This window comes from Polynucleobacter sp. AP-Nino-20-G2 (genome assembly GCF_018688235.1).
Lineage (GTDB): Bacteria > Pseudomonadota > Gammaproteobacteria > Burkholderiales > Burkholderiaceae > Polynucleobacter.
This window is the reverse complement of record NZ_CP061313.1, coordinates 1553017-1571610: the sequence shown is the minus strand read 5'-3', so window position 1 is coordinate 1571610 and position 18594 is coordinate 1553017. Positions and strand designations below refer to the sequence as shown.

Genomic DNA, 18594 nt, shown 5'->3' with positions numbered 1-18594 from the left:
GGAGCAACGAGGTGCTAGATGGTTGTTCCAAAATTCCTGTGGTTTTGAAGACCAAAGAGTCCGAGAGCTCTTCTAGTAAATGCGTGAATTTGCTCACACATTTACTTACACATCGACACTGACCACCCGCAGAGCCCCTGTTTATATGGCTCTATTATGGGCTTCTGCTCTCATAAGAAAGAAGCCCTAGGGGTCTTGTAACAAAGACCTCAATAGATTCAAGAGCTTAGTGGTGAATTAGGTGGTCAAAATTGCTTACACACCGCTTACACACCAGGGCATTTTTCATGGTGTGTAGTAAATGTGGTTTTTATGTGGTTTTGTAGTAAAAAACACCAGCAGCAAGGTGTGTAGTAAACGTAAAGTTTTAGGGCCCATAGCTCAGTTGGTTAGAGCAGAGGACTTATAGCGAAAGTTGTGCCTTATGCGTGGAAACTGCATAAGGGATGGTGTCAAATTCGGAGAAAGCTAAATGCAGCCAAAAGCTGCACAAGCTAACGCCGAGCCAAGCTTCAGCGTGAAAGTGCTGTTGAAGGTGTAGAGACTAGACGGCACCCATCTAAGTTCAGATGTTAAGTTTGAATATGATGAAGGCATAGTCCAGGGAGTAGTGAAAGCTACACAAACCGGAATCCTTTGGTCCCAGGTTCAAGTCCTGGTGGGCCCACCAGAAAAGCAAACCCTCATCAGCAACGGTGAGGGTTTTGTCTTTTGAATATTGCCGTATTATCAGAGCTTGAATCTCACTGAGGAAGTTAATGAATACATTTGATGCAATCCACGAACGTAGGGCCGTTAAGTATTTTGACCCAAGCCATGAATTTACTAAGCAAGAGACAGAGCAGTTGCTTGACCTTGCTATGCAGGCGCCATCCTCATTCAATATCCAACACTGGCGTTTGGTGAATGTTACAGACAAGGCTTTAAGGGCAAAATTACGAGAAGCTGCTCATGATCAGGCTCAAGTTACTGATGGATCTCTATTATTTGTAGTAACTGTGGATATCAAGGCTTGGGACAAGGATCCTGCCCGATATTGGGTAAATGCACCCAAAGAAGCTCAAGATATCTTAGTTCCTTGGATTCATCCTTTTTATGCTGGAAAAGAGCAATTACAAAGAGATGAAGCAATGCGTTCGGCTGGCATCATGCTACAAACGATGATGCTCGCAGCCAAAGCAATGGGTTATGACTCATGCCCAATGGTTGGCTTTGATTTTGATAAGGTTGCTGAATTAATTCATTTACCTAAAGACTATGCCATTGCTGCAATGTTAGTCGTTGGTAAGGGTATTAAACCAGCATGGCCTAAACCTGGATTTATTCCTAAGTCAGAAATGTTGATTGAAAACCATTTTTAAGCTGATATTTTCTGAATGGGTTTAAACGGTACGAGAAATTCAGCCTAAGCTCAGGTCCTAGTAGGTTGATTAAAGCCTTCATCAGAAATGGTGAGGGCTTTATATTTTTATATGGCTCTGTTGGGTTTGGCGCTCAAATGAAGCCTTATTGCTTGCAGACTCTATTGGCGACCAGTGTAATTAAGGCTATTCTCTTGACGCTTCAATCACTATATTTAAGCTTATTTCATCGCCAACAAATGGCACATATTTTCCTAGATTAAACTCTGAGCGAATTAACTTCGCGCTTGCGTTGGCGCCACACATATATTTCAAAGTAATCAAGTTACGACTGCAAGCAAAGTTACTTACTTCAATATTAATAGGCTTGGTAATGCCTTTAATGGTCAGCTCGCCAGTGAGCGATGTAATAGCCTGATTATTGAATGTAACCTTATCAGAGGTGAATTTGGCTACAGGAAATTTTTCAGAATTAAAGTAATCTTCGCTTCTAAGTAACTTATTAAAAGTATCGGAGCCTGTGCTAATTGAGCCAGTCTCAATGCCAATATCTATAGTGCCCCCATCCATTTGATCATTGAGTGTAATAGTTCCATTCACCTTATCAAAACGACTAGTTTGAATCGAGTAAGCTAAATGTTTGTAGCTAAAGCTAACAAAGGTGTGCTCAGGGTCGGTAATATAAATTTCTGCTGCTTGTACCGAGGAAGCCATCAAGGTCAGCAGTAGGGCACATATATAAAAAAAGTTCATTAGATATTTTAGGTGTTGATATGAGAATGTGCAGAATCAGCGCCCCTATCCTCAATAGAGGCCTAAATACCTTGTTTTTAGTCTTTCCGACAGTTAAGGCATCAATTGAGACTGTAAAAGGTAAGTAAGAATGAGCATAAAATCTATTTATATAAGTTCATTCATTTAATTAACAACCGTATCACGCCCAATACTAATATTACTAAATCAAAAGCCAGAAACAATGCTTCCCCGAAACTCACCAAGTCAGATGCGAGATTTAGATGATCTTAGTCAATTAAGCAATATTGTTTCTGATAAATGCAGGGGTCAACGCTCATTAGTGAGAAGAATTTTTCACTGCGAAGTTTCATGCCCATCATGGGGTATAAAACCTTTGAAGAATTACTTGAGATCTTGCCTAAGTAGTACAGCGATATTGATGACCTTCATTTTCTAAATCTAAATGACACAGTTTGACTATCTGCGCTACGAGCCTTGGCCATTACCCAATAAGCTTCTAAAAGATTTAGAGCGCTCGACTCACGTGACACAAACTATCATTAGTAAGCTTGATCACGGCCAGGAAACAGTCGCCTTATTGCCCGGATTAAACCCTCCGCATTGGGAGTTTGGCCATCTGATTTGGTTTCACGAATTTTGGGTTCATCGTAAAGGAGCGGCATCTAATCCCTCCTTTTTGGCTCGTGCAGATGCTTTATTTAATTCTTCTGAAATGATTCATGATGATCGCTGGCAGGTACAAATACCTTCTATCGATATCTTGATGAATTACTTTTCGAATGTGATGGAGCGTACATTTGCCATTCTCAGATCTGGAACCTTGAGCCCTGAGCAGGCTTACTTTATTCAATTGGCCCTCTATCATGAGGATATGCACAATGAAGCATTTGCTTATATGTGGCAATCTTTAGGTTACGTCTGGCCGCTAGAACAAAGTCTGGGTTCTATACAAGACCAACAGAAAGACTTAGAGCCAAGATATATCCATATTCCTCAGTCTCAATTTAAGCTTGGGTCCACACCAAATACAGGCTTTATTTTTGATAATGAAAAATGGCAGCATGAAGTATTAGTCCCCAATTTTTCAATTTCAAGCCATGCAGTTAGCAGCGGTGAATATGTAGAGTTTTTAAGATCTCTAAATGATGCAGGAATAAGCTATGTAGAGCATCAACCTACGTATTGGAAAAAAGAGGGCGATACTTGGTTTGAGCGTTTTTTTGATCAGTGGCGAGAGTTGGATCTTAATGCTCCAGTAAGACATATCTCTGCCCATAATGCTGAGCAGTATTGTTTATGGAAGGGTGTTCGACTCCCCACTGAAAATGAGCTTAGCCTTTTAATGACATCAGCACATGAGCCATGGCAACCCTCCAGCTTATGGGAGTGGACTAGCAGTACTTTTAAGCCTTTTGAGGGCTTTAGCTCCGATCCTTATCAAGATTATTCGGCCCCATGGTTTGATAGCAGGCATCGGGTTTTGAAGGGCTGGAGTGTATATACCCCCGACTATCTGCGTCGACCCCAATTTCGTAATTTTTACCTACCTTCCCGCAGTGACTTTTTTTGCGGCTTTCGTACCTGTTTGGCATAAATTAGGTAAGCTCACATACTTCGCTGACATCTTCTTACTTTTAAATTGAGTTCTTCAACATGACATATAACGGTCGTCTTACCTCCCTCTCTCACGGCGGAGGCTGTGGTTGCAAAATTGCTCCAGGTGTTTTGAGCGATATTCTGAAATCTTCTCCTATTCGCCAGATACCTGCTGCACTACTAGCAGGTTCTGATAACAATGAGGATGCCGCTGTTTATCAAATCAACGAACATCAGGCGATCGTAGCGACAACCGATTTCTTTATGCCGATTGTTGATGATCCGTATCAATTTGGGCGAATTGCAGCAACAAATGCGATCTCAGATATTTACGCTATGGGCGCCCAACCTCTTTTTGCTCTAGCGCTATTAGGCATGCCAATCAATGTCCTTCCTTTGGAGGTCATTCAGCAAATTACTGCTGGTGGTGAGTCGGTATGCGCAGAAGCTGGGATTATGATTGCTGGGGGTCACTCCATTGATACTGTGGAGCCCATTTATGGCTTGGTCGCCATTGGCGTAGTAGACCCTAAAAAACTCAAGCGTAATAGCGGTGCAAAGTTAGGCGATAGCATCATCCTTAGCAAACCCTTGGGTGTAGGTATTCTTTCTGCTGCGCTAAAAAAAGAGCAGCTTTCTGACTCTGCTTACCAGGAGATGATTGCCTTAACGACTAAGCTGAATAAACCTGGCGTCGCGCTATCCCAACTCGATAGCGTGCATGCGCTTACGGATGTGACAGGGTTTGGCTTAGCAGGGCACTTATTGGAACTGTGCCGTGGAGCAAAGCTTTCAGCTCAGATTCAGTGGGACTCTATTCCAGTAGTTTCTGAGGCGGTCAAGCTGGTAAAAGAAGGCATCTTTACTGGCGCATCACCACGTAACTGGCTGGGTTATGGTCATGAAATACAGCTGGCCTCTCATTTGAATGAGTGGCAGCAAAACCTCTTGTCCGACCCCCAGACTAGTGGTGGTTTATTAATCTCTTGTAGCCCAGAAGCGACTGAGCAGGTATTGGAAATTCTCAGGGCAGATGGATTTAGCCAAGCTCAAAAAATAGGCCAATTTGTACAGGGCTCAGGTGTTTCTGTAGCCTAAGCTCTACTTCTTTAATTCAATAGAAAGTATCCGAACAACATGAAACTAAATACTTTGAAATTTTCACTCGGCCTTGTTTTAACAACGCTTTGCTGTAGCATGTTCACGCTTCCAGCTCAGGCGCAAGCCGTCTTACGCGTCTCCGCGATTCCGGATGAATCACCAACCGAGCTACAAAGAAAATTTCTTCCTTTAGGCGAATATCTTTCTAAAGAGACTGGCATGAAAGTTGAATTTACGCCCGTGACAGACTATGCCGCAGTTGTTGAGGCGCTGGCAACAAATAAAATCGATATGGCATGGTTAGGCGGGTTTACCTATATTCAAGCAAAAATTCGTACGAATGGCGCCGTCAAGCCGATCATTCAGCGTCTTGAAGATGAAAAATTTACGAGTAAATTTATTATTCCTGATGCTAGCTCGGCAAAGAATTTGACAGATTTAAAGGGCAAGACCTTTGCTTTTGGTTCGCCATCATCTACTTCAGGCCATTTAATGCCGCGTTTTTACCTAATGAAGGCAGGCATTAACCCAGATAAAGACTTTAAGAGTATTGCTTTTTCTGGAGCCCATGACGCAACAGTCGCATTTGTTGCTAGCGGTAAAGCAGATGCTGGCGCTTTAAATGCATCTGTTTGGGATAAATTGTCTGATGCTAAAAATCCTAATACCGAAAAAGTAAAAGTTCTTTATACAACGCCTCCGTACCATGATTATAACTGGACCGTACGAGGTGGTTTGGATGCAGCGGTAACTAAAAAAATTAGCGATGCTTTTTTAAAGCTGAATTCCAATGATCCTGCTCATAAAGAATTAATGGATCTTCAGAGGGCTAGCAAATATATCCCTACTAAATCATCTAACTACGATGAAATTGAAAAGGCTGCAATTGGTGCTGGTTTGATTAAGTGAAAAAAATAGCATTTGCATTTAAGCAAGTTAGTTTTAGTCATAGCAATGGAAAAGAAGCGCTAAAAAATATCAACATTAGCGCCTCAGCTGGTGAATCAATTGCGATTATTGGATCATCTGGCTCTGGCAAAACGAGCTTGCTTAACTTGATAGCGACTTCACTGCGCCCTAGTATTGGGTCTATATCGTTATTGGGTATTGATCCATGGGCGATTTCAAAAGGGCAATTACGCCGTTTACGCTCTCAAATAGGCTTAGTCCATCAAGCAGCCCCGATCCCACCAAGACAAAGAGTGATTACCGCTGTCTTAGCTGGTCGTCTTGGTCAGTGGCCGCTCTGGAAATCTCTTCTGTCATTAATCTATCCGATAGATATCGCGGGTCCGCAGTTATGTCTGCAAAAAATCGATCTCGCCGACCGCCTCTTTGATCGTTGTGACCGCCTGTCTGGAGGTCAATTGCAAAGAGTGGGTGTCGCGCGCGTGCTGTACCAGAAGCCTTATTTATTACTGGCTGATGAGCCAGTATCAGCGATGGATCCCGTCCTTTCTGATTTAACCATTCAGCGTCTTTTAGAGGATGCCCAAAGTAGAGATGCTTGTTTTGTAGCTAGTCTTCATGCAGTAGATATTGCTTTGCGATGGTTCCCCAGAATCATTGGACTGAAGGATGGGGAAGTCTTTTTTGACTTACCAGCATCTGAAGTGAATGAAAGTTTGCTGCAACAGTTGTATGCATCCGAACGTGGTGTTCTGCCAAAACAAGGTAGCGTAAATACATAGATATGAAAAGAGCGGTCTATCTTAGAGATCCAGATGCGCTCAGGCGTTTTGTGGTGACGTGTATTGCGTTAGCGATCTTATGGCCAATGATGCAATTGGCACAGTTTGATGTATTTAAATTATTTGAAGTTAGCAATCTTAAAGTTTTTACTAACTTCTTAATTCAGTTTTTTCCGCCTAATCTGCAACTATCATTTTTAGCTTTGGTATTCAAGGCTACTTTAGAAACTTTAGCCATGGCAACAGCAGGTATTGCCTTGGCAATGCTGATGGCAATTCCACTGGGCCTCATCATCACTTATAGCCTATCGATTTCGCGTATTGGTCCTGCCTCAGGTCATCGCGTCGCAAAACTTGGTAGATATCTTGCCCGAATGCTGATATTACTGCTCAGGGGTATTCCAGAAATTGTATGGGCCTTGCTTTTGGTGAGAGTATTTGGTTTAGGCCCAATCGCGGGGGTGCTAGCAATCGCTATTACCTATGGTGGCATGCTCGCAAAAGTGTATTCCGAAATCCTGGAAACTGAAAACACGCTACCTGCTAAAGCGCTACTGATGTTAGGTAGTGGCCGTATCAATGCATTTTTATATGGGTTATTGCCAAGCGCCTCACGAGAACTGGCTTCTTACACCATATATCGCTGGGAATGTGCAGTTAGAGCCTCGGTGGTCATGGGTTTTGTGGGCGCTGGTGGCTTAGGGCAGCTTATGGACCAGTCAATGAAGATGCTTAATGGTGGTGAGGTATCTACCATCCTAATCATGTTTTTATTGCTTGTTTTACTCGCAGACTACATCAGCCTCATCATTCGTCGGCAGCTCGCATGAACCACTATCCTGCTCGCAAATTTTGTCTTAAGTGCCTCATTACGCTTTTACTGGTTGCGATATTCATTGTGATGAGCTTTGCCTATCTTTCATTGAATCCTCTGGCTTTGTTTACTCAGCAAGCTATGAGCGACATTGCCATTTATACAGCACGCTTTTTTCCACCAGATCTCTCGCCATCTTTTTTACAGAAGGTGTGGAGTGGTGTATTGCAGACCCTGGCCATTTCTGCCATGGCCACCTTATTGTCGGCAATTGCGAGTCTTTTTCTGGCGCTACCAGCAGCTGGACAGTTTGGTCGTAGCGCAAAAGTGGCGACCCGTTTTTTCTTAAATTTTCTGCGCTCGGTGCCAGAGCTTGTTTGGGCGGTATTAATGGTGTTAGCAGTAGGTTTGGGCCCATTTGCTGGAACCTTAGCGCTCGCCTTGCACACCACGGGAGTGCTAGGGCGTTTATTTGGCGAGACCCTGGAAAATCACTCTCCTAACGCGACACAAGCACTGAGGTTAGCTGGGGCAAGTAATACTCAAGCATTTATTTATGGGGCCTTGCCGGGGGTCTATTCTCAACTTCTCTCTTATAGTCTTTATCGTTGGGAAATGAATATACGTATGGCCACGATATTAGGATTTGTCGGCGCAGGGGGTCTTGGACAAATTTTGTACTATGAGCTCTCTTTATTGCATGAGCAGCAAGCCTCAACGGTGATCATGGCGATGCTTATCCTAGTTGTAGCTGTAGACATGATTAGCAACAAACTCCGTAGAGTGCAAATGCACAGTCTTGGCTAAACTAGGTCGTATTAAAAAGGAATATTGAAGTGAGTCAAGAGCATATGCCAAATCAAAAGTTAGTTGATGAAATTATTGCTGGTCTTTCACAGGAGCAGCCATCTATATCTCCAAAGTTTTTCTATGATGAAATTGGATCTCACTTATTTGAGGCAATTACTTTTTTGGAAGAGTATTACCCAACTCGAACTGAAAAACAAATCATGATGCAAAACGGCGAAGCGATTGCTTTGGCGATTGGAAAGTGCGATGTTTTATTGGACTTAGGGGCTGGTAACTGCGAAAAAGGTAGTGCATTGTTTGACACCCTATTACCCAAAGAGTATCGCGCTCTAGATATCTCAAAAGAATTTTTAGAGCAAGCAATCTCAGGCTTACAAAAAGAATTCCCACAAATTCAGATGCAGGCACAAACCTGTGATTTACAGGAAGAAATGGCATTTCCTGATCTAGTGGGCCGAAAGAAAACCTTTTTTTATCCAGGCTCTTCCATCGGAAATTTTGACCCAGAGGCTGCTCTAGGGCTATTCAAAAATATTGTGAAAGTTTGCCAAGGTGATGGGGGTTTATTGATCGGAGTTGATCTGGTTAAGGATCACGCAGTTCTATCTCGAGCTTATAACGATGCCCTTGGAATTACTGCAGCTTTTAATAAAAACATCCTTTTGCACCTAAATCGTCTGGCTAAAACGGACTTTAATTTGGCGCATTGGGAGCACTATGCAATTTTTAATGAGCAACTTGCTCGAATTGAAATGCATCTTCGATCTTCTCGGAGTCAAGTAGTTTCGTTCCCTGGAGGTAAAAGGCGTTTTGATAGCGGTGCGCTTATTCATACTGAAAATAGCTATAAGTACACGCAAGAAAAATTTGAATCTCTTTTAATGAGCGGCGGTTTTAAAGCCGTACACTCCTGGACTGATCCAAATTGCTACTTTTTAGTAGTTTATGCGACAGCATAGGGTCTGATTGGTTATTTAATCAGGCTTTTAATGAGCTTTTGAATAGATTTTTGTTCTAATTCTGGTTTGGTGATCTTCTGTCGTAAAGCAATCGCCCTACACAATTTTTGATAAAAGACTGGATTGGCTTCAGCCTTGTTTAGTAGTTTGCTTAAGGCAACTTTATCCTCTGCTGGATAGTAAGCGGGGTAGGTATCCCCTAGTAAGCCGCGATTGCCTGGAATGTCTGATGCAATTACGGGGATGCCAATTGCGATGGCTTCGGACACCACATGTGCGCCACCTTCCATAATGCTGGAGATGATCATCACGTGTGAGCGAGAGAGCCACTGTAGCGTTTTAGAGTGACTCAGTTGGTCCAACCATCGATAACGCATAACATTTTTTTCAATCGAGATTGCTTGTTTTTTAAACTCTGGACTCATTGCCTTACCGAGTTGCACTAGCTGGACCTTGCTGTTTGATGGCAATAAAGGCAGGCATTGCGCTGCACAAAAGGGATCTTTTTCAGACCGCAGATGGCCAATGATGCTGGCTAAAAAATGACGTTTCGGCGGAGATTTTTTAGTAATGCCTTTTACTGACTGGTAAATCACTTGGATTTTATGGTGAAATTTCTTAGGTAAGGATTGAATAGCATCTGGTTGAAGAACCACAATCGCATCGGCCATCTCCATTGACTTGATAACCTTGGTTGAATTTTTTAGATCTCTATAGATATCGGTTCCGGTCATTATTAAAACGACTGGATGATTAGGGTAGGCTTTTTTAAACCCTTGAATAGAGTCATGACTTCGTAGCCCATGGAGCGCAATCAGAACGTCACATGGTTTTTTAGACCATTTCTCAGTGACAATACTTTGGTAATTTAAATGTGACAAAAATCGATGCCATCGTAAGGCGGTAATACGGTTTCCATGAAGAGTACCAGGAGGTGCAGGGGTTACGATTTCAATACGCAATTTCAAATTAATATTTCCCAGTTAGCTCAGATTAAAGTTTTGTGCTCCACAAGATTCTAGGGTAGAAAGGAAAGATATGTTCAAGGCCCTTTAATCGTCATGTTTTACGCTTATGTATGTGATAGTCTGAGGTTTCGCTAACCCGATTGGAGATATAGATGAAGATTAATCATGTTTTTGCTAAAGCTGCTTTGGTATTAGGTGTTGGGATTGCCTCATTTGGTGTATCAGCACAGTCCATGAAAGTAACCCTATCCGGGTCTCAAGAGGTTCCTCCAGTCATGACTTCTGCATCTGGAGTAGGTTCAATTATGGTTGCTCCAGATGGCTCCGTATCCGGAACTATCACTACTATGGGTATGGAGGGGACTATGGCGCATATTCATGAAGCGCCAATGGGTCAAAATGGACCCGTAATCGTGCCATTTACCAAGACTGCGGATAATGTTTGGTCAGCACCTGCTGGTGCTAAATTAACCGAGGCTCAGATCCAAAGCCTAAAGAGCGGCAATCTCTATCTCAATGTTCATAGCGCTACAAATAAACCTGGTGAAATCAGGGCTCAGCTTAAGCCCTAAGGATGGAAATACTTCCTCTGCTTCATGTCACTAAGGATTACCAAAACCACCTTCGGGTGGTTTTTTTGAGCGTTACTTTAAGTAACGCTTATTCCTTTAAAAAGTCTTTTGGAGCAACGAAGTGCTAAACGGTTGCTCCAAAAATCCGTTGGTTTCGAAAATAAAAGAGCGAGAGACCAATTTCTTTAAACCCCTGAATTTGCTTGCACATTTACTTACACACCGACACTGTCCACCCGCAGACCCCTGTTTATATGGGTCTGCCTTGGGCTTCTGCTCTCATAATCCTTTGGTCCCAGGTTCAAGTCCTGGTGGGCCCACCAGCAATATCAACGACTTAGGGAGAGATTCTTAAGTCGTTTTTCTATTTTGGCCGCCTAACTTTTCTTTAATACCTCAAAATACTCCAAAGATTTCACCTCTGGTAACTGCTTTAATGCCCACCCCATTTCATTTGTGAGAGGGTGGGAGCTATCCCAATGGATTATGAGGAATCCTATTAGCAAGGCAAACAAGGTGAGACTTATAAGATGGATTTTATTATTTCCCATTTTTAATGATTCCGTGATTAGCGCGTATCCATATCATGGTAAATATTAAGAAGTAAGCTGGCTAAGATGGCTCTGAGCCAGCTCATTTTAATTAAGCCGCTTCTCTGACTTCCTCAATCACCAGCTTAGAGTTGCCACCAATCAGAATCTTACGTGGCAATTTTTCCTCGGGAATCACATTCTCTAGCTTGATGATCAGTAAGCCATTCTCGACATCGGCTGAACGCACAATCACGGTTTCGGCTAGGGTAAAGTCGTGGCTAAAGTCACGGTTAGCAATGCCTTTATGGAGGTATTCGCCAGTCTGCTCGGCCTTAACCTTGCCTACAACTGTTAGTTTGCTGCCTTCAGCGGTAATATCAATCTCATCATTCTTAAAGCCAGCAACTGCGATTTCAATAGCGTAGTCACGTTCATTCTTTTTGATGATGTTGTATGGGGGATAGCTTTGAGCTTTACTGAGGCTATCCCCCGAGCTCATTGCTTCCATCGCATCGATGAGGCGATCAAAACCTACGGAACTTAGTAATACATTTTTACCAAATGGATAAGACATCGTTTTCTCCTTAAATTTAAGCAAGTTCACAATTTCCTAGACCCCGAAGGCATCTAGTTAGAGACTATTTAAGGGTGGAATTTTTCAATTTCAAGGGCCTTGAATTTCAATTTTTTAGCCTATATGTATAGGCAAAAGGACAAAATATCCCATTGAGATTGGGAGGTATTGCCCTTTGTCACTTGCAGGTAATTTGATAGCTAATTGATTTCATGGAGAAAGCAACATGCCCGAAACTAACCATTTAGAGCTCCAGGAAAATAACCGGGAGCCCATTACTAGACCCAAGCTCAAGCGCTTGATTTTGGAATACCTTCAAAAAAGGAGTCGCAAGGAAATTCTTCGGGAAGAGCCTTGCGGTGAGGTGCGTGGGTCGGTGGAGTAGCACCCACTGGCCGTTCCAGGTCTTGAAATGCTAAAAACTATCCCCAAGTAATGGGGAATCAATCTTTTCTATGGGAAATTGAAATGACTGTTGCTACTAAAGAAACACTTGGATTTCAGGCAGAAGTAAAGCAACTTTTGCAGTTGATGATTCACTCTTTGTATTCTAATAAGGAAATTTTCCTGCGTGAGCTTATATCGAATGCTTCGGATGCTGCAGATAAATTGCGTTTTGAGGGCATTGCTCACCCTGATTGGTATGGTGATGACCCTGATCTTAAAATCAAAGTGGAATTTGATAGAGCCGCTAGAACGGTGACCATTTCAGATAATGGAATTGGTATGAGTCGGGAAGAGGTGATCAATAACCTGGGCACTATTGCTCGCTCTGGGACTAAAGAGTTCTTTGCAAAACTCTCCGGTGATCAGCAAAAAGATGCCGCTTTAATTGGTCAGTTTGGCGTAGGATTTTATTCTGGCTTTATTGTTGCCGACCGCATCACCGTAGAAACTCGTCGCGCAGGATTGTCTGTTTCAGATGGAGTTCGTTGGGAATCGGATGGTTCAGGCGAATTTACGATTGAACAAATTAATCGCCCTCAACGTGGTACCTCCATTACATTACATTTGCGAGAAGGGGAGGATGATTTCCTCAATAGCCATCAGCTCAAATCCATCATTCGGAAGTACTCTGACCATATTTCATTGCCGATCCAGATGCGCAAGGAGGAGTGGGATGCGGATAAAAAAGAGAAGGTGGTTAAGGATGGGCTAGAAAGTATTAATCAGTCTTCTGCTCTATGGGTTCGCAATAAGTCAGATATCACTGAAGAGCAGTACAACGAGTTTTATAAGCACCTTTCGCATGATTATGAAAATCCCTTGTGTTATTCATTAAATCGCGTAGAAGGTAGGAGTGAATTTACTCAGCTACTCTTTGTGCCTAGCAGGGCGCCATTTGATTTATGGGATCGCAATAAACGTGGTGGCATTAAGCTGTATGTAAAACGTATCTTTATTATGGATGATGCTGAAAAGCTCATGCCAATGTACTTGCGCTTTGTCACTGGCGTAATTGATTCGGTTGATTTGCCCCTAAATGTCTCTCGTGAAATATTGCAAGAGTCCCGCGACATTAAAGTCATTCGCGAAAGTTCGACTAAGCGTGTTTTGAGTATGCTTGAAGAACTTGCCAATAGCGAAGATGAAGGTAAGAAACGGAAATACCATACCTTCTGGACTCAATTTGGTCAGGTACTCAAAGAGGGTGTTGGCGAAGATCATGCAAACCAAGATCGCATTCTCAAGCTCTTGCGTTTTGCCAGCACCCATAACGACTCTGCTGAACAGACGGTATCTTTGGCCGAGTATGTTTCGCGTATGAAGGAAGGCCAAGATAAGATTTACTACGTTACCGGAGAATCTTTTAATGCGGTCAAAAATAGTCCGCATTTAGAGATCTTCCGCAAGAAAGGCGTCGAAGTGCTCTTGCTATCTGACCGTGTTGATGAGTGGATGCTTTCATTTGTCACTGAGTTTGACGGCAAGCAATTGGCATCAGTTGCTAAGGGTGGCCTAGATTTAGGAAGTCTAAGTGATGAAAAAGAAAAGAAAGAGCATCAAGAGACTGAGAAGCAGTTCAAGGACTTGGTCGAGCGAATGAAAAAGGTGTTGGAGGATAAGGCTAAGGATGTTCGGGTGACATTCCGCCTAACTGATTCCCCAGCCTGTTTGATTGCTGATGAGAATGAGCTGTCTGGCAACCTGCTACGCATGCTCAAAGCCGCTGGTCAAAATGCACCTGATATGAAGCCAATATTAGAGATTAATCCAGAGCATCCTTTGCTATCCAGACTCAAAAGTAACGATCAACATTTTGATGATTGGGCTAATCTCTTGTTTGATCAGGCGCTTTTGGCGGAGGGTGGTCAATTAAATGATCCGGCAAGTTTTGTAAAGCGGTTGAATCAGCTGCTGCTGAAATAGTTTCATGTAGATTGCCTCTATTGCGGGTGTCGTATAACGGCTATTACCCTAGCTTCCCAAGCTAGAGACGAGGGTTCGACTCCCTTCACCCGCTCCAGAGTGTTAATAAGCGTTACTTCCAGCAAAACATATTTCTAAGGATTGCAGTAATTACACCTTGATGGGTCGGCGCCGTCCTGGTTGGTAATCGCCACCCCTTCTTTGTGTCCACACTTTACGCATGACCACATATTAGCAATTGGTAAATTTGTTGGTGCTCCACAGTGACGGCAGGGTAAGCCTTTTTTAGTTTCAGTAATTGAGAACCCAGGAGATTTGCACTCTGGACAAAGGCAGGCCATTTTCTTGGCTAAATCTTGTGTTGCTTTTAGGATATTTGCCATGCGGGTTGGGTTAGTGTGAGCCCGTAGATCATTCTCTACAAAGACATTGCCGCTCTTGGAAAGCTTCGCAGCCCAGTCGTATGCTTCTTTTAGCGACTCAATTGTGTTGATGGCTTTACGGCATTCAAGTTGGTATTCATCATCAGGCCTAATTACCAATTGATGACTTGGAAATTGGGCCTCAGACAAGAAGACTGTCAACTCATCCCAACTCGACGCCAGCTTGCTCGCACTTTGTGCCTCCCCTCCAAAAAACCCAACAATTTCTATATTGCGGGTGTCATCAACCATTAGAACTAATTCATAATTCCAAGGAATTAGTCCGGTGTATGGATCATTCGCAAATGCTCCCTCACTAGCAATACCTATTTGAGTTCCTGAGAGCTCCATGCCAACCCTTGCTTTTTTTCTGGCAGCTTCTAGTTGCGATCCATACCGCGGAATATCACGAGTAAACGTTCCAAGTTTATCTGTGTCATATCCCGTTACATGAATTACTTCAAGACCATTGGTGTTAAGCATTTCAGGGCAAATTACAGACTCTTTACCATGTTGAGTTAGTAGACTTGCTTTCAATCCATCATAAGGCTTGAGATGATTTGACATAAGAGCGCAAATTTTTAATAGCTTGGACTTGGGTAGATTTGATGAGAAAGGTATTTGCCTTTCTTGTCGGTCTTGACTAGGACCATGTCACCAACATTCACCACCTTACCTGTATAAGCTTGTATGTTGACATGGTGTGTCACTAGAATGAGTGGCGCTTTAGGATTTTCTTTAAGTTGAGTTTGAATCAACTTTTCTAAATCTTGGGTTTGTTGTTTTTCGAGGCTCATATCGTCAAAAAAAGAGCCAAGTACCGGTGTAATTGTGACGGGTCCTTTGTTCAATGGCCTTGCTGTATCGAGGCAGCGACACCAGGGACTGCTAAATACTTTTGCAGAGCTAATTCCTTGGCTGCTTAACCATTGACCTATGGCTACTGCCTGTTTTTTACCTTTCTCCCCTAGATTTCTCTGGGTCGCGCATTTATCCAATTGATAGCCCGGGGGATCTCCGTAACCTGGTGCGTCGGCATGCCGCATCAGCAGGACATGCTGCCCATCATTCAATTCATTTGCAAGGTTCGCCCTTGCCGATAAGGTGCAAAAGGCAAGTAAAGGGCCTACCAACAAAAGGGTGATTAATTTTTTCAATTTCATAGTTTCGAGCGCTTTGATGCCCCAGTTTAGTAAAAGTTGTGAATTCATGCATGGCTCGTAATCTTGGATATCGGGATCCTGCAAGTTCAATTTATTTGTGTGAAACTGATCGGGTAATTTCAATTGTTATAAAAATAACGGAGTCAAAAATGAAGCTAATTCAAAAACAGATGCTCCTTGCAGCCTCGACCGCGGGATTGCTGTCCTTGGTTGCCTGTCAATCTATGGAGCAGGGTGCTGGGCAGAAGGCAAGTGCTAGCTTGGATTCTAGGTCGGGGTCCCAGGCTAAAGGCGAAGTTACCTTTGTTTGGCAAGGTCATGACGTATTAATCAATGGCAAATTTTCTGGCTTAAAGCCTAATTCTGAGCAAGGTTTTCATGTTCATGAAAAGGGAGACTGCTCTGCGCCTGATGCAACGAGTGCAGGCGGACACTTTAATCCTGAAACTAAGATGCATGGAATGCCTGATAGTGGCATGAATCATGCAGGCGATTTACCGAATATCAAATCTGATGCTAGTGGTAACGCAATCTATACGGCAAAATTGCACGGCTTTTCTGTTAATACTGGGCCAACAGGAATTGTGGGTCGATCGGTAGTGGTTCACAGAGATCCGGATGACTATAAGAGTCAGCCTGCTGGTAACTCTGGCCCTCGTATTGCCTGCGGCTTGATTAAGTAAGCAGAGATCACAAGGAATGCCGGCCTTCGGGCTGGCATGACACATTTTCATCGTCCGCGATATGAGGCTCGTAAAAAACTTCGATACTTTTATGATGAGTTTTTAAGCCTCATTAGGGCTTATTTACGCTGAGAGTTTTGAGGTTCTTAGTCTCTGCATAGTCTTTTCGTCTACCATGAGACGCACACCAAGTGAACCAGAGCCTGCGCTGACCGGCAATTTCCTCAGGCCAATTTCAAGAGAAATGATTTCGGAATATTTTGCGCAAGCTTGAACTATACGAGTCATCAATCTTTCTTGGGTCTCATAATGACCATCGCCCGCAAGCCTATTAATTTCAGTAACTAATGGGTCATAGTCAAATACATTCTTCATGACATCTTCGGAGATCAAGACTAATTTTGAGTCAATCCATAGAGTCAAATCTAAAAGATGCTGCTTGGGAATAATGGCTCCTGGTCCATAAGTTCCTATTTGCGTCTGGAGCTTGAGATCTTTTAATTCAATACGTGCATTTGTGTTCATCATATTCATATAGATTTTACCTTTAACTATTTGCAATCTGCGATGCTAACTTGTGACCGCTGAGCCAAGCGCCTTCAACTCTACCGCCATGAAGCCAATCGCCACAAAACCCTATCTTTAAATCCTCTCGAAATCTAAAGCCTGGAATGCAATTAATATGCCCGCTTGCATAACGCCAGCGATGAATCGTAATGATGGCTTGATCACAATCGAGACCAAGCGTCTTTGCACAATTGAGGATACGCTTGGCTGCCTCATCTTTTTCTAGCTCGATCCATTCTTGACTCCATTGAGGATTAGCATGAATAGTCCAAGTCTCCATACCAGTTCGATTTGGCTTTGAATTGTTTCGAGAAATCCAGCTAATAATCTCATCGTTAATAAAAGCAGCGTCAAATGGAACATCCGATTTTTCTGCAAAGTTTGCTATAACAGTCCAACAGCCCAGCATATTGGCATCAGCGGCAATTTCTTCAATTGACTTGTCCGACGACTTAGCAAGAGCTTGGGCTTGAGGTGCAGGAAGTGCTATCACAAGCCAGTCAAATTGTTGTTCAATGTCGCCGGCTTCTAGACTGTGTAATAGCCACTTACTATTGTTATAAGCAATGCGATCAATGGTTTGATTAAATTCAATTGGCAAATTCCTGGCTAAATGTTTACCAATTGAATTCATGGCGGGAGTGCCGACATAACGATGTTCACTGGAGACGCTCTCTCGCCATTGTTTGGCTTCATACACTCTTAAGCGTGGATTCCAGATAGCAGCCGCATCGGTATCAACCCATTGATTGACCTCTTCAATAAATAAGGAGTCCCTAGCAGTGAAGTACTGGGCTCCGTGGTCAGCTGACCAATCATCCGCCTTACGAGTGCTCATGCGGCCACTGACACCGCGACTCTTTTCGTAGATCTGTACTGTAAATCCCAGTGCTTTAAGCCGAGTAGCACAGCTAAGTCCCGCTATGCCGGCACCAATGATCGCAACAGAGATTGTTTTTCGTTGATCCTTATTCATTGCTAACATTGATTTTTCTGAAGGTTAGGTTGATGCGAGGTGTATGTATAGTTTTTGTCTTCAGGAGCGTATGCTGCCAAAATTGCTGAGTGGGGGCGTGCATAATGAGGGCGCTACCATTTTCCAGAAGCAGGGAAGTGGTTGATTTATCTTGCTTGTGTCTAAAGGCGAATTTACGGGTGGCACCAAGACTTAGTGAGGCAATAGGGGATTGGGCGTCTAGCTCATTTTCATCATCGCTATGCCAGCCCATTCCATCTGCACCATCATGGTAGAAATTGAGTAGACAAGAGTTAAATTCAGAGTGGGCAATATTCTCTAGTTGACGTTTAATGGCCAATAGTTCTGAGGTCCATGCTTGAGGCTGTTTTTTTACTCCCGAGTAGGTATAAGTGCAAGCGGGGTCGCCAACCCAAGCTACTTTGCGACGAGTGATGACTAACTTGCCAAACATCATTAGTCGATCAGCCTCCCATTGCAGTGACTGTTGCAACTCTTCCATAAGCTTGGCGCATTCAGTAGCACTTATAAATCCTGGCCGGTAAATGGCGACCCCATCTTTGGGCAATAGATTTAACCTACTTTGGGTTGGTTTGGTGGTAAACAGGAGGCCTTGATTCATCAAATATGGATGTAAGCACTAAATGAATAAAAACCCTAGAATAGCCTTAATTCCTA

At 43.1% G+C, this 18594-nt stretch carries 20 protein-coding genes and 1 tRNA gene; 13 read left to right on the top strand and 8 right to left on the bottom strand.

Annotated features, from left to right (window positions below; translation table 11 throughout):
• Positions 1–758: 758 nt before the first annotated feature.
• Positions 759–1361: a nitroreductase family protein gene (locus tag FD960_RS08205; protein WP_215298561.1), complete on the top strand. Its 603-nt coding sequence runs from the start codon at positions 759–761 to the stop codon at positions 1359–1361.
• 186 nt (positions 1362–1547) lie between these two features.
• On the opposite strand, the gene FD960_RS08200 is transcribed toward FD960_RS08205, so the two are convergent.
• Positions 1548–2114: a YceI family protein gene (locus FD960_RS08200; RefSeq protein ID WP_215298559.1), complete on the bottom strand. Its 567-nt coding sequence runs from the start codon at positions 2112–2114 to the stop codon at positions 1548–1550.
• Positions 2115–2559: 445 nt separating this feature from the next.
• Here FD960_RS08200 and FD960_RS08195 point away from each other — a divergent pair, with 445 nt between their 5' ends.
• Genes FD960_RS08195 through egtD form a run of 7 tightly spaced genes read left to right on the top strand, consistent with a single transcriptional unit; the run spans position 2560 to position 9088 of the window.
• Positions 2560–3711: an SUMF1/EgtB/PvdO family nonheme iron enzyme gene (locus tag FD960_RS08195; protein ID WP_215298558.1), complete on the top strand. Its 1152-nt coding sequence runs from the start codon at positions 2560–2562 to the stop codon at positions 3709–3711.
• A gap of 59 nt (positions 3712–3770) precedes the next feature.
• Positions 3771–4811 carry a selenide, water dikinase SelD gene (gene selD, locus FD960_RS08190; RefSeq protein ID WP_068949273.1) on the top strand — a complete coding sequence of 347 codons (1041 nt, stop codon included), beginning with the start codon at positions 3771–3773 and terminating at the stop codon, positions 4809–4811.
• 39 nt (positions 4812–4850) lie between these two features.
• The gene (locus tag FD960_RS08185) at positions 4851–5723 is read left to right on the top strand and encodes a putative selenate ABC transporter substrate-binding protein (protein WP_068949272.1); all 873 of its coding nucleotides are present in this window, start codon (positions 4851–4853) and stop codon (positions 5721–5723) included.
• On the top strand, positions 5720–6505 hold the full coding sequence (locus tag FD960_RS08180; RefSeq protein ID WP_371817426.1) for a phosphonate ABC transporter ATP-binding protein: 786 nt from the start codon (positions 5720–5722) through the stop codon (positions 6503–6505). The genes FD960_RS08185 and FD960_RS08180 overlap by 4 nt, the downstream gene beginning before the upstream one ends.
• Positions 6506–6507: 2 nt before the next feature.
• Positions 6508–7335 carry an ABC transporter permease gene (locus FD960_RS08175; protein ID WP_215298552.1) on the top strand — a complete coding sequence of 276 codons (828 nt, stop codon included), beginning with the start codon at positions 6508–6510 and terminating at the stop codon, positions 7333–7335.
• Complete coding sequence (gene phnE / locus FD960_RS08170) at positions 7332–8126, top strand: phosphonate ABC transporter, permease protein PhnE (protein ID WP_215298550.1); 795 nt, start codon at positions 7332–7334, stop codon at positions 8124–8126. The genes FD960_RS08175 and phnE overlap by 4 nt, the downstream gene beginning before the upstream one ends.
• Before the next feature lie 29 nt (positions 8127–8155).
• Positions 8156–9088: an L-histidine N(alpha)-methyltransferase gene (gene egtD / locus FD960_RS08165; protein ID WP_228385065.1), complete on the top strand. Its 933-nt coding sequence runs from the start codon at positions 8156–8158 to the stop codon at positions 9086–9088.
• Positions 9089–9099: 11 nt separating this feature from the next.
• Here the strand turns inward: egtD and senB are convergent, their stop codons facing one another.
• Complete coding sequence (gene senB / locus FD960_RS08160) at positions 9100–10056, bottom strand: selenoneine biosynthesis selenosugar synthase SenB (protein ID WP_215298548.1); 957 nt, start codon at positions 10054–10056, stop codon at positions 9100–9102.
• A gap of 152 nt (positions 10057–10208) precedes the next feature.
• Between senB and FD960_RS08155 the strand changes: the two genes are divergently transcribed.
• Positions 10209–10628 carry a CHRD domain-containing protein gene (locus FD960_RS08155; protein ID WP_068949268.1) on the top strand — a complete coding sequence of 140 codons (420 nt, stop codon included), beginning with the start codon at positions 10209–10211 and terminating at the stop codon, positions 10626–10628.
• A gap of 642 nt (positions 10629–11270) precedes the next feature.
• On the opposite strand, the gene FD960_RS08150 is transcribed toward FD960_RS08155, so the two are convergent.
• Positions 11271–11735 (bottom strand): Hsp20 family protein, encoded by a 465-nt coding sequence (locus FD960_RS08150; RefSeq protein ID WP_215298546.1) that lies wholly within the window; start codon positions 11733–11735, stop codon positions 11271–11273.
• Between the two features lie 226 nt (positions 11736–11961).
• Between FD960_RS08150 and FD960_RS08145 the strand changes: the two genes are divergently transcribed.
• The 3 genes from FD960_RS08145 (at position 11962) to FD960_RS08135 (ending at position 14202) form a co-directional block, all read left to right on the top strand.
• Positions 11962–12120, top strand: a complete 159-nt coding sequence (locus FD960_RS08145; RefSeq protein ID WP_215298544.1) for a hypothetical protein — start codon at positions 11962–11964, stop codon at positions 12118–12120.
• A gap of 83 nt (positions 12121–12203) precedes the next feature.
• Positions 12204–14105, top strand: coding sequence for a molecular chaperone HtpG (gene htpG / locus FD960_RS08140; protein ID WP_215300653.1), 1902 nt, complete (start codon positions 12204–12206; stop codon positions 14103–14105).
• 22 nt (positions 14106–14127) lie between these two features.
• A tRNA-Gly gene (locus FD960_RS08135) sits at positions 14128–14202 on the top strand.
• Positions 14203–14239: 37 nt separating this feature from the next.
• On the opposite strand, the gene FD960_RS08130 is transcribed toward FD960_RS08135, so the two are convergent.
• Both FD960_RS08130 and FD960_RS08125 read right to left on the bottom strand, forming a co-directional pair.
• Positions 14240–15094: a DUF6671 family protein gene (locus tag FD960_RS08130; protein WP_068949265.1), complete on the bottom strand. Its 855-nt coding sequence runs from the start codon at positions 15092–15094 to the stop codon at positions 14240–14242.
• A gap of 14 nt (positions 15095–15108) precedes the next feature.
• The gene (locus FD960_RS08125; RefSeq protein ID WP_251369777.1) at positions 15109–15738 is read right to left on the bottom strand and encodes a histidine phosphatase family protein; all 630 of its coding nucleotides are present in this window, start codon (positions 15736–15738) and stop codon (positions 15109–15111) included.
• A gap of 101 nt (positions 15739–15839) precedes the next feature.
• Between FD960_RS08125 and FD960_RS08120 the strand changes: the two genes are divergently transcribed.
• Positions 15840–16373 carry a superoxide dismutase family protein gene (locus FD960_RS08120; RefSeq protein WP_068949264.1) on the top strand — a complete coding sequence of 178 codons (534 nt, stop codon included), beginning with the start codon at positions 15840–15842 and terminating at the stop codon, positions 16371–16373.
• 123 nt (positions 16374–16496) lie between these two features.
• Here FD960_RS08120 and FD960_RS08115 read toward each other — a convergent pair whose 3' ends face one another.
• From FD960_RS08115 to FD960_RS08105, 3 genes are read right to left on the bottom strand one after another with little or no spacing between them, the layout of a single operon-like run.
• Positions 16497–16907, bottom strand: coding sequence for a dihydroneopterin aldolase (locus FD960_RS08115; RefSeq protein WP_228385063.1), 411 nt, complete (start codon positions 16905–16907; stop codon positions 16497–16499).
• Positions 16908–16920: 13 nt separating this feature from the next.
• Positions 16921–17916, bottom strand: coding sequence for an NAD(P)/FAD-dependent oxidoreductase (locus tag FD960_RS08110; RefSeq protein ID WP_215298542.1), 996 nt, complete (start codon positions 17914–17916; stop codon positions 16921–16923).
• The gene (locus tag FD960_RS08105) at positions 17909–18538 is read right to left on the bottom strand and encodes an alpha-ketoglutarate-dependent dioxygenase AlkB (RefSeq protein ID WP_215298540.1); all 630 of its coding nucleotides are present in this window, start codon (positions 18536–18538) and stop codon (positions 17909–17911) included. Before FD960_RS08105 ends, FD960_RS08110 begins: the two co-directional genes overlap by 8 nt.
• Between the last annotated feature and the right edge of the window lie 56 nt (positions 18539–18594).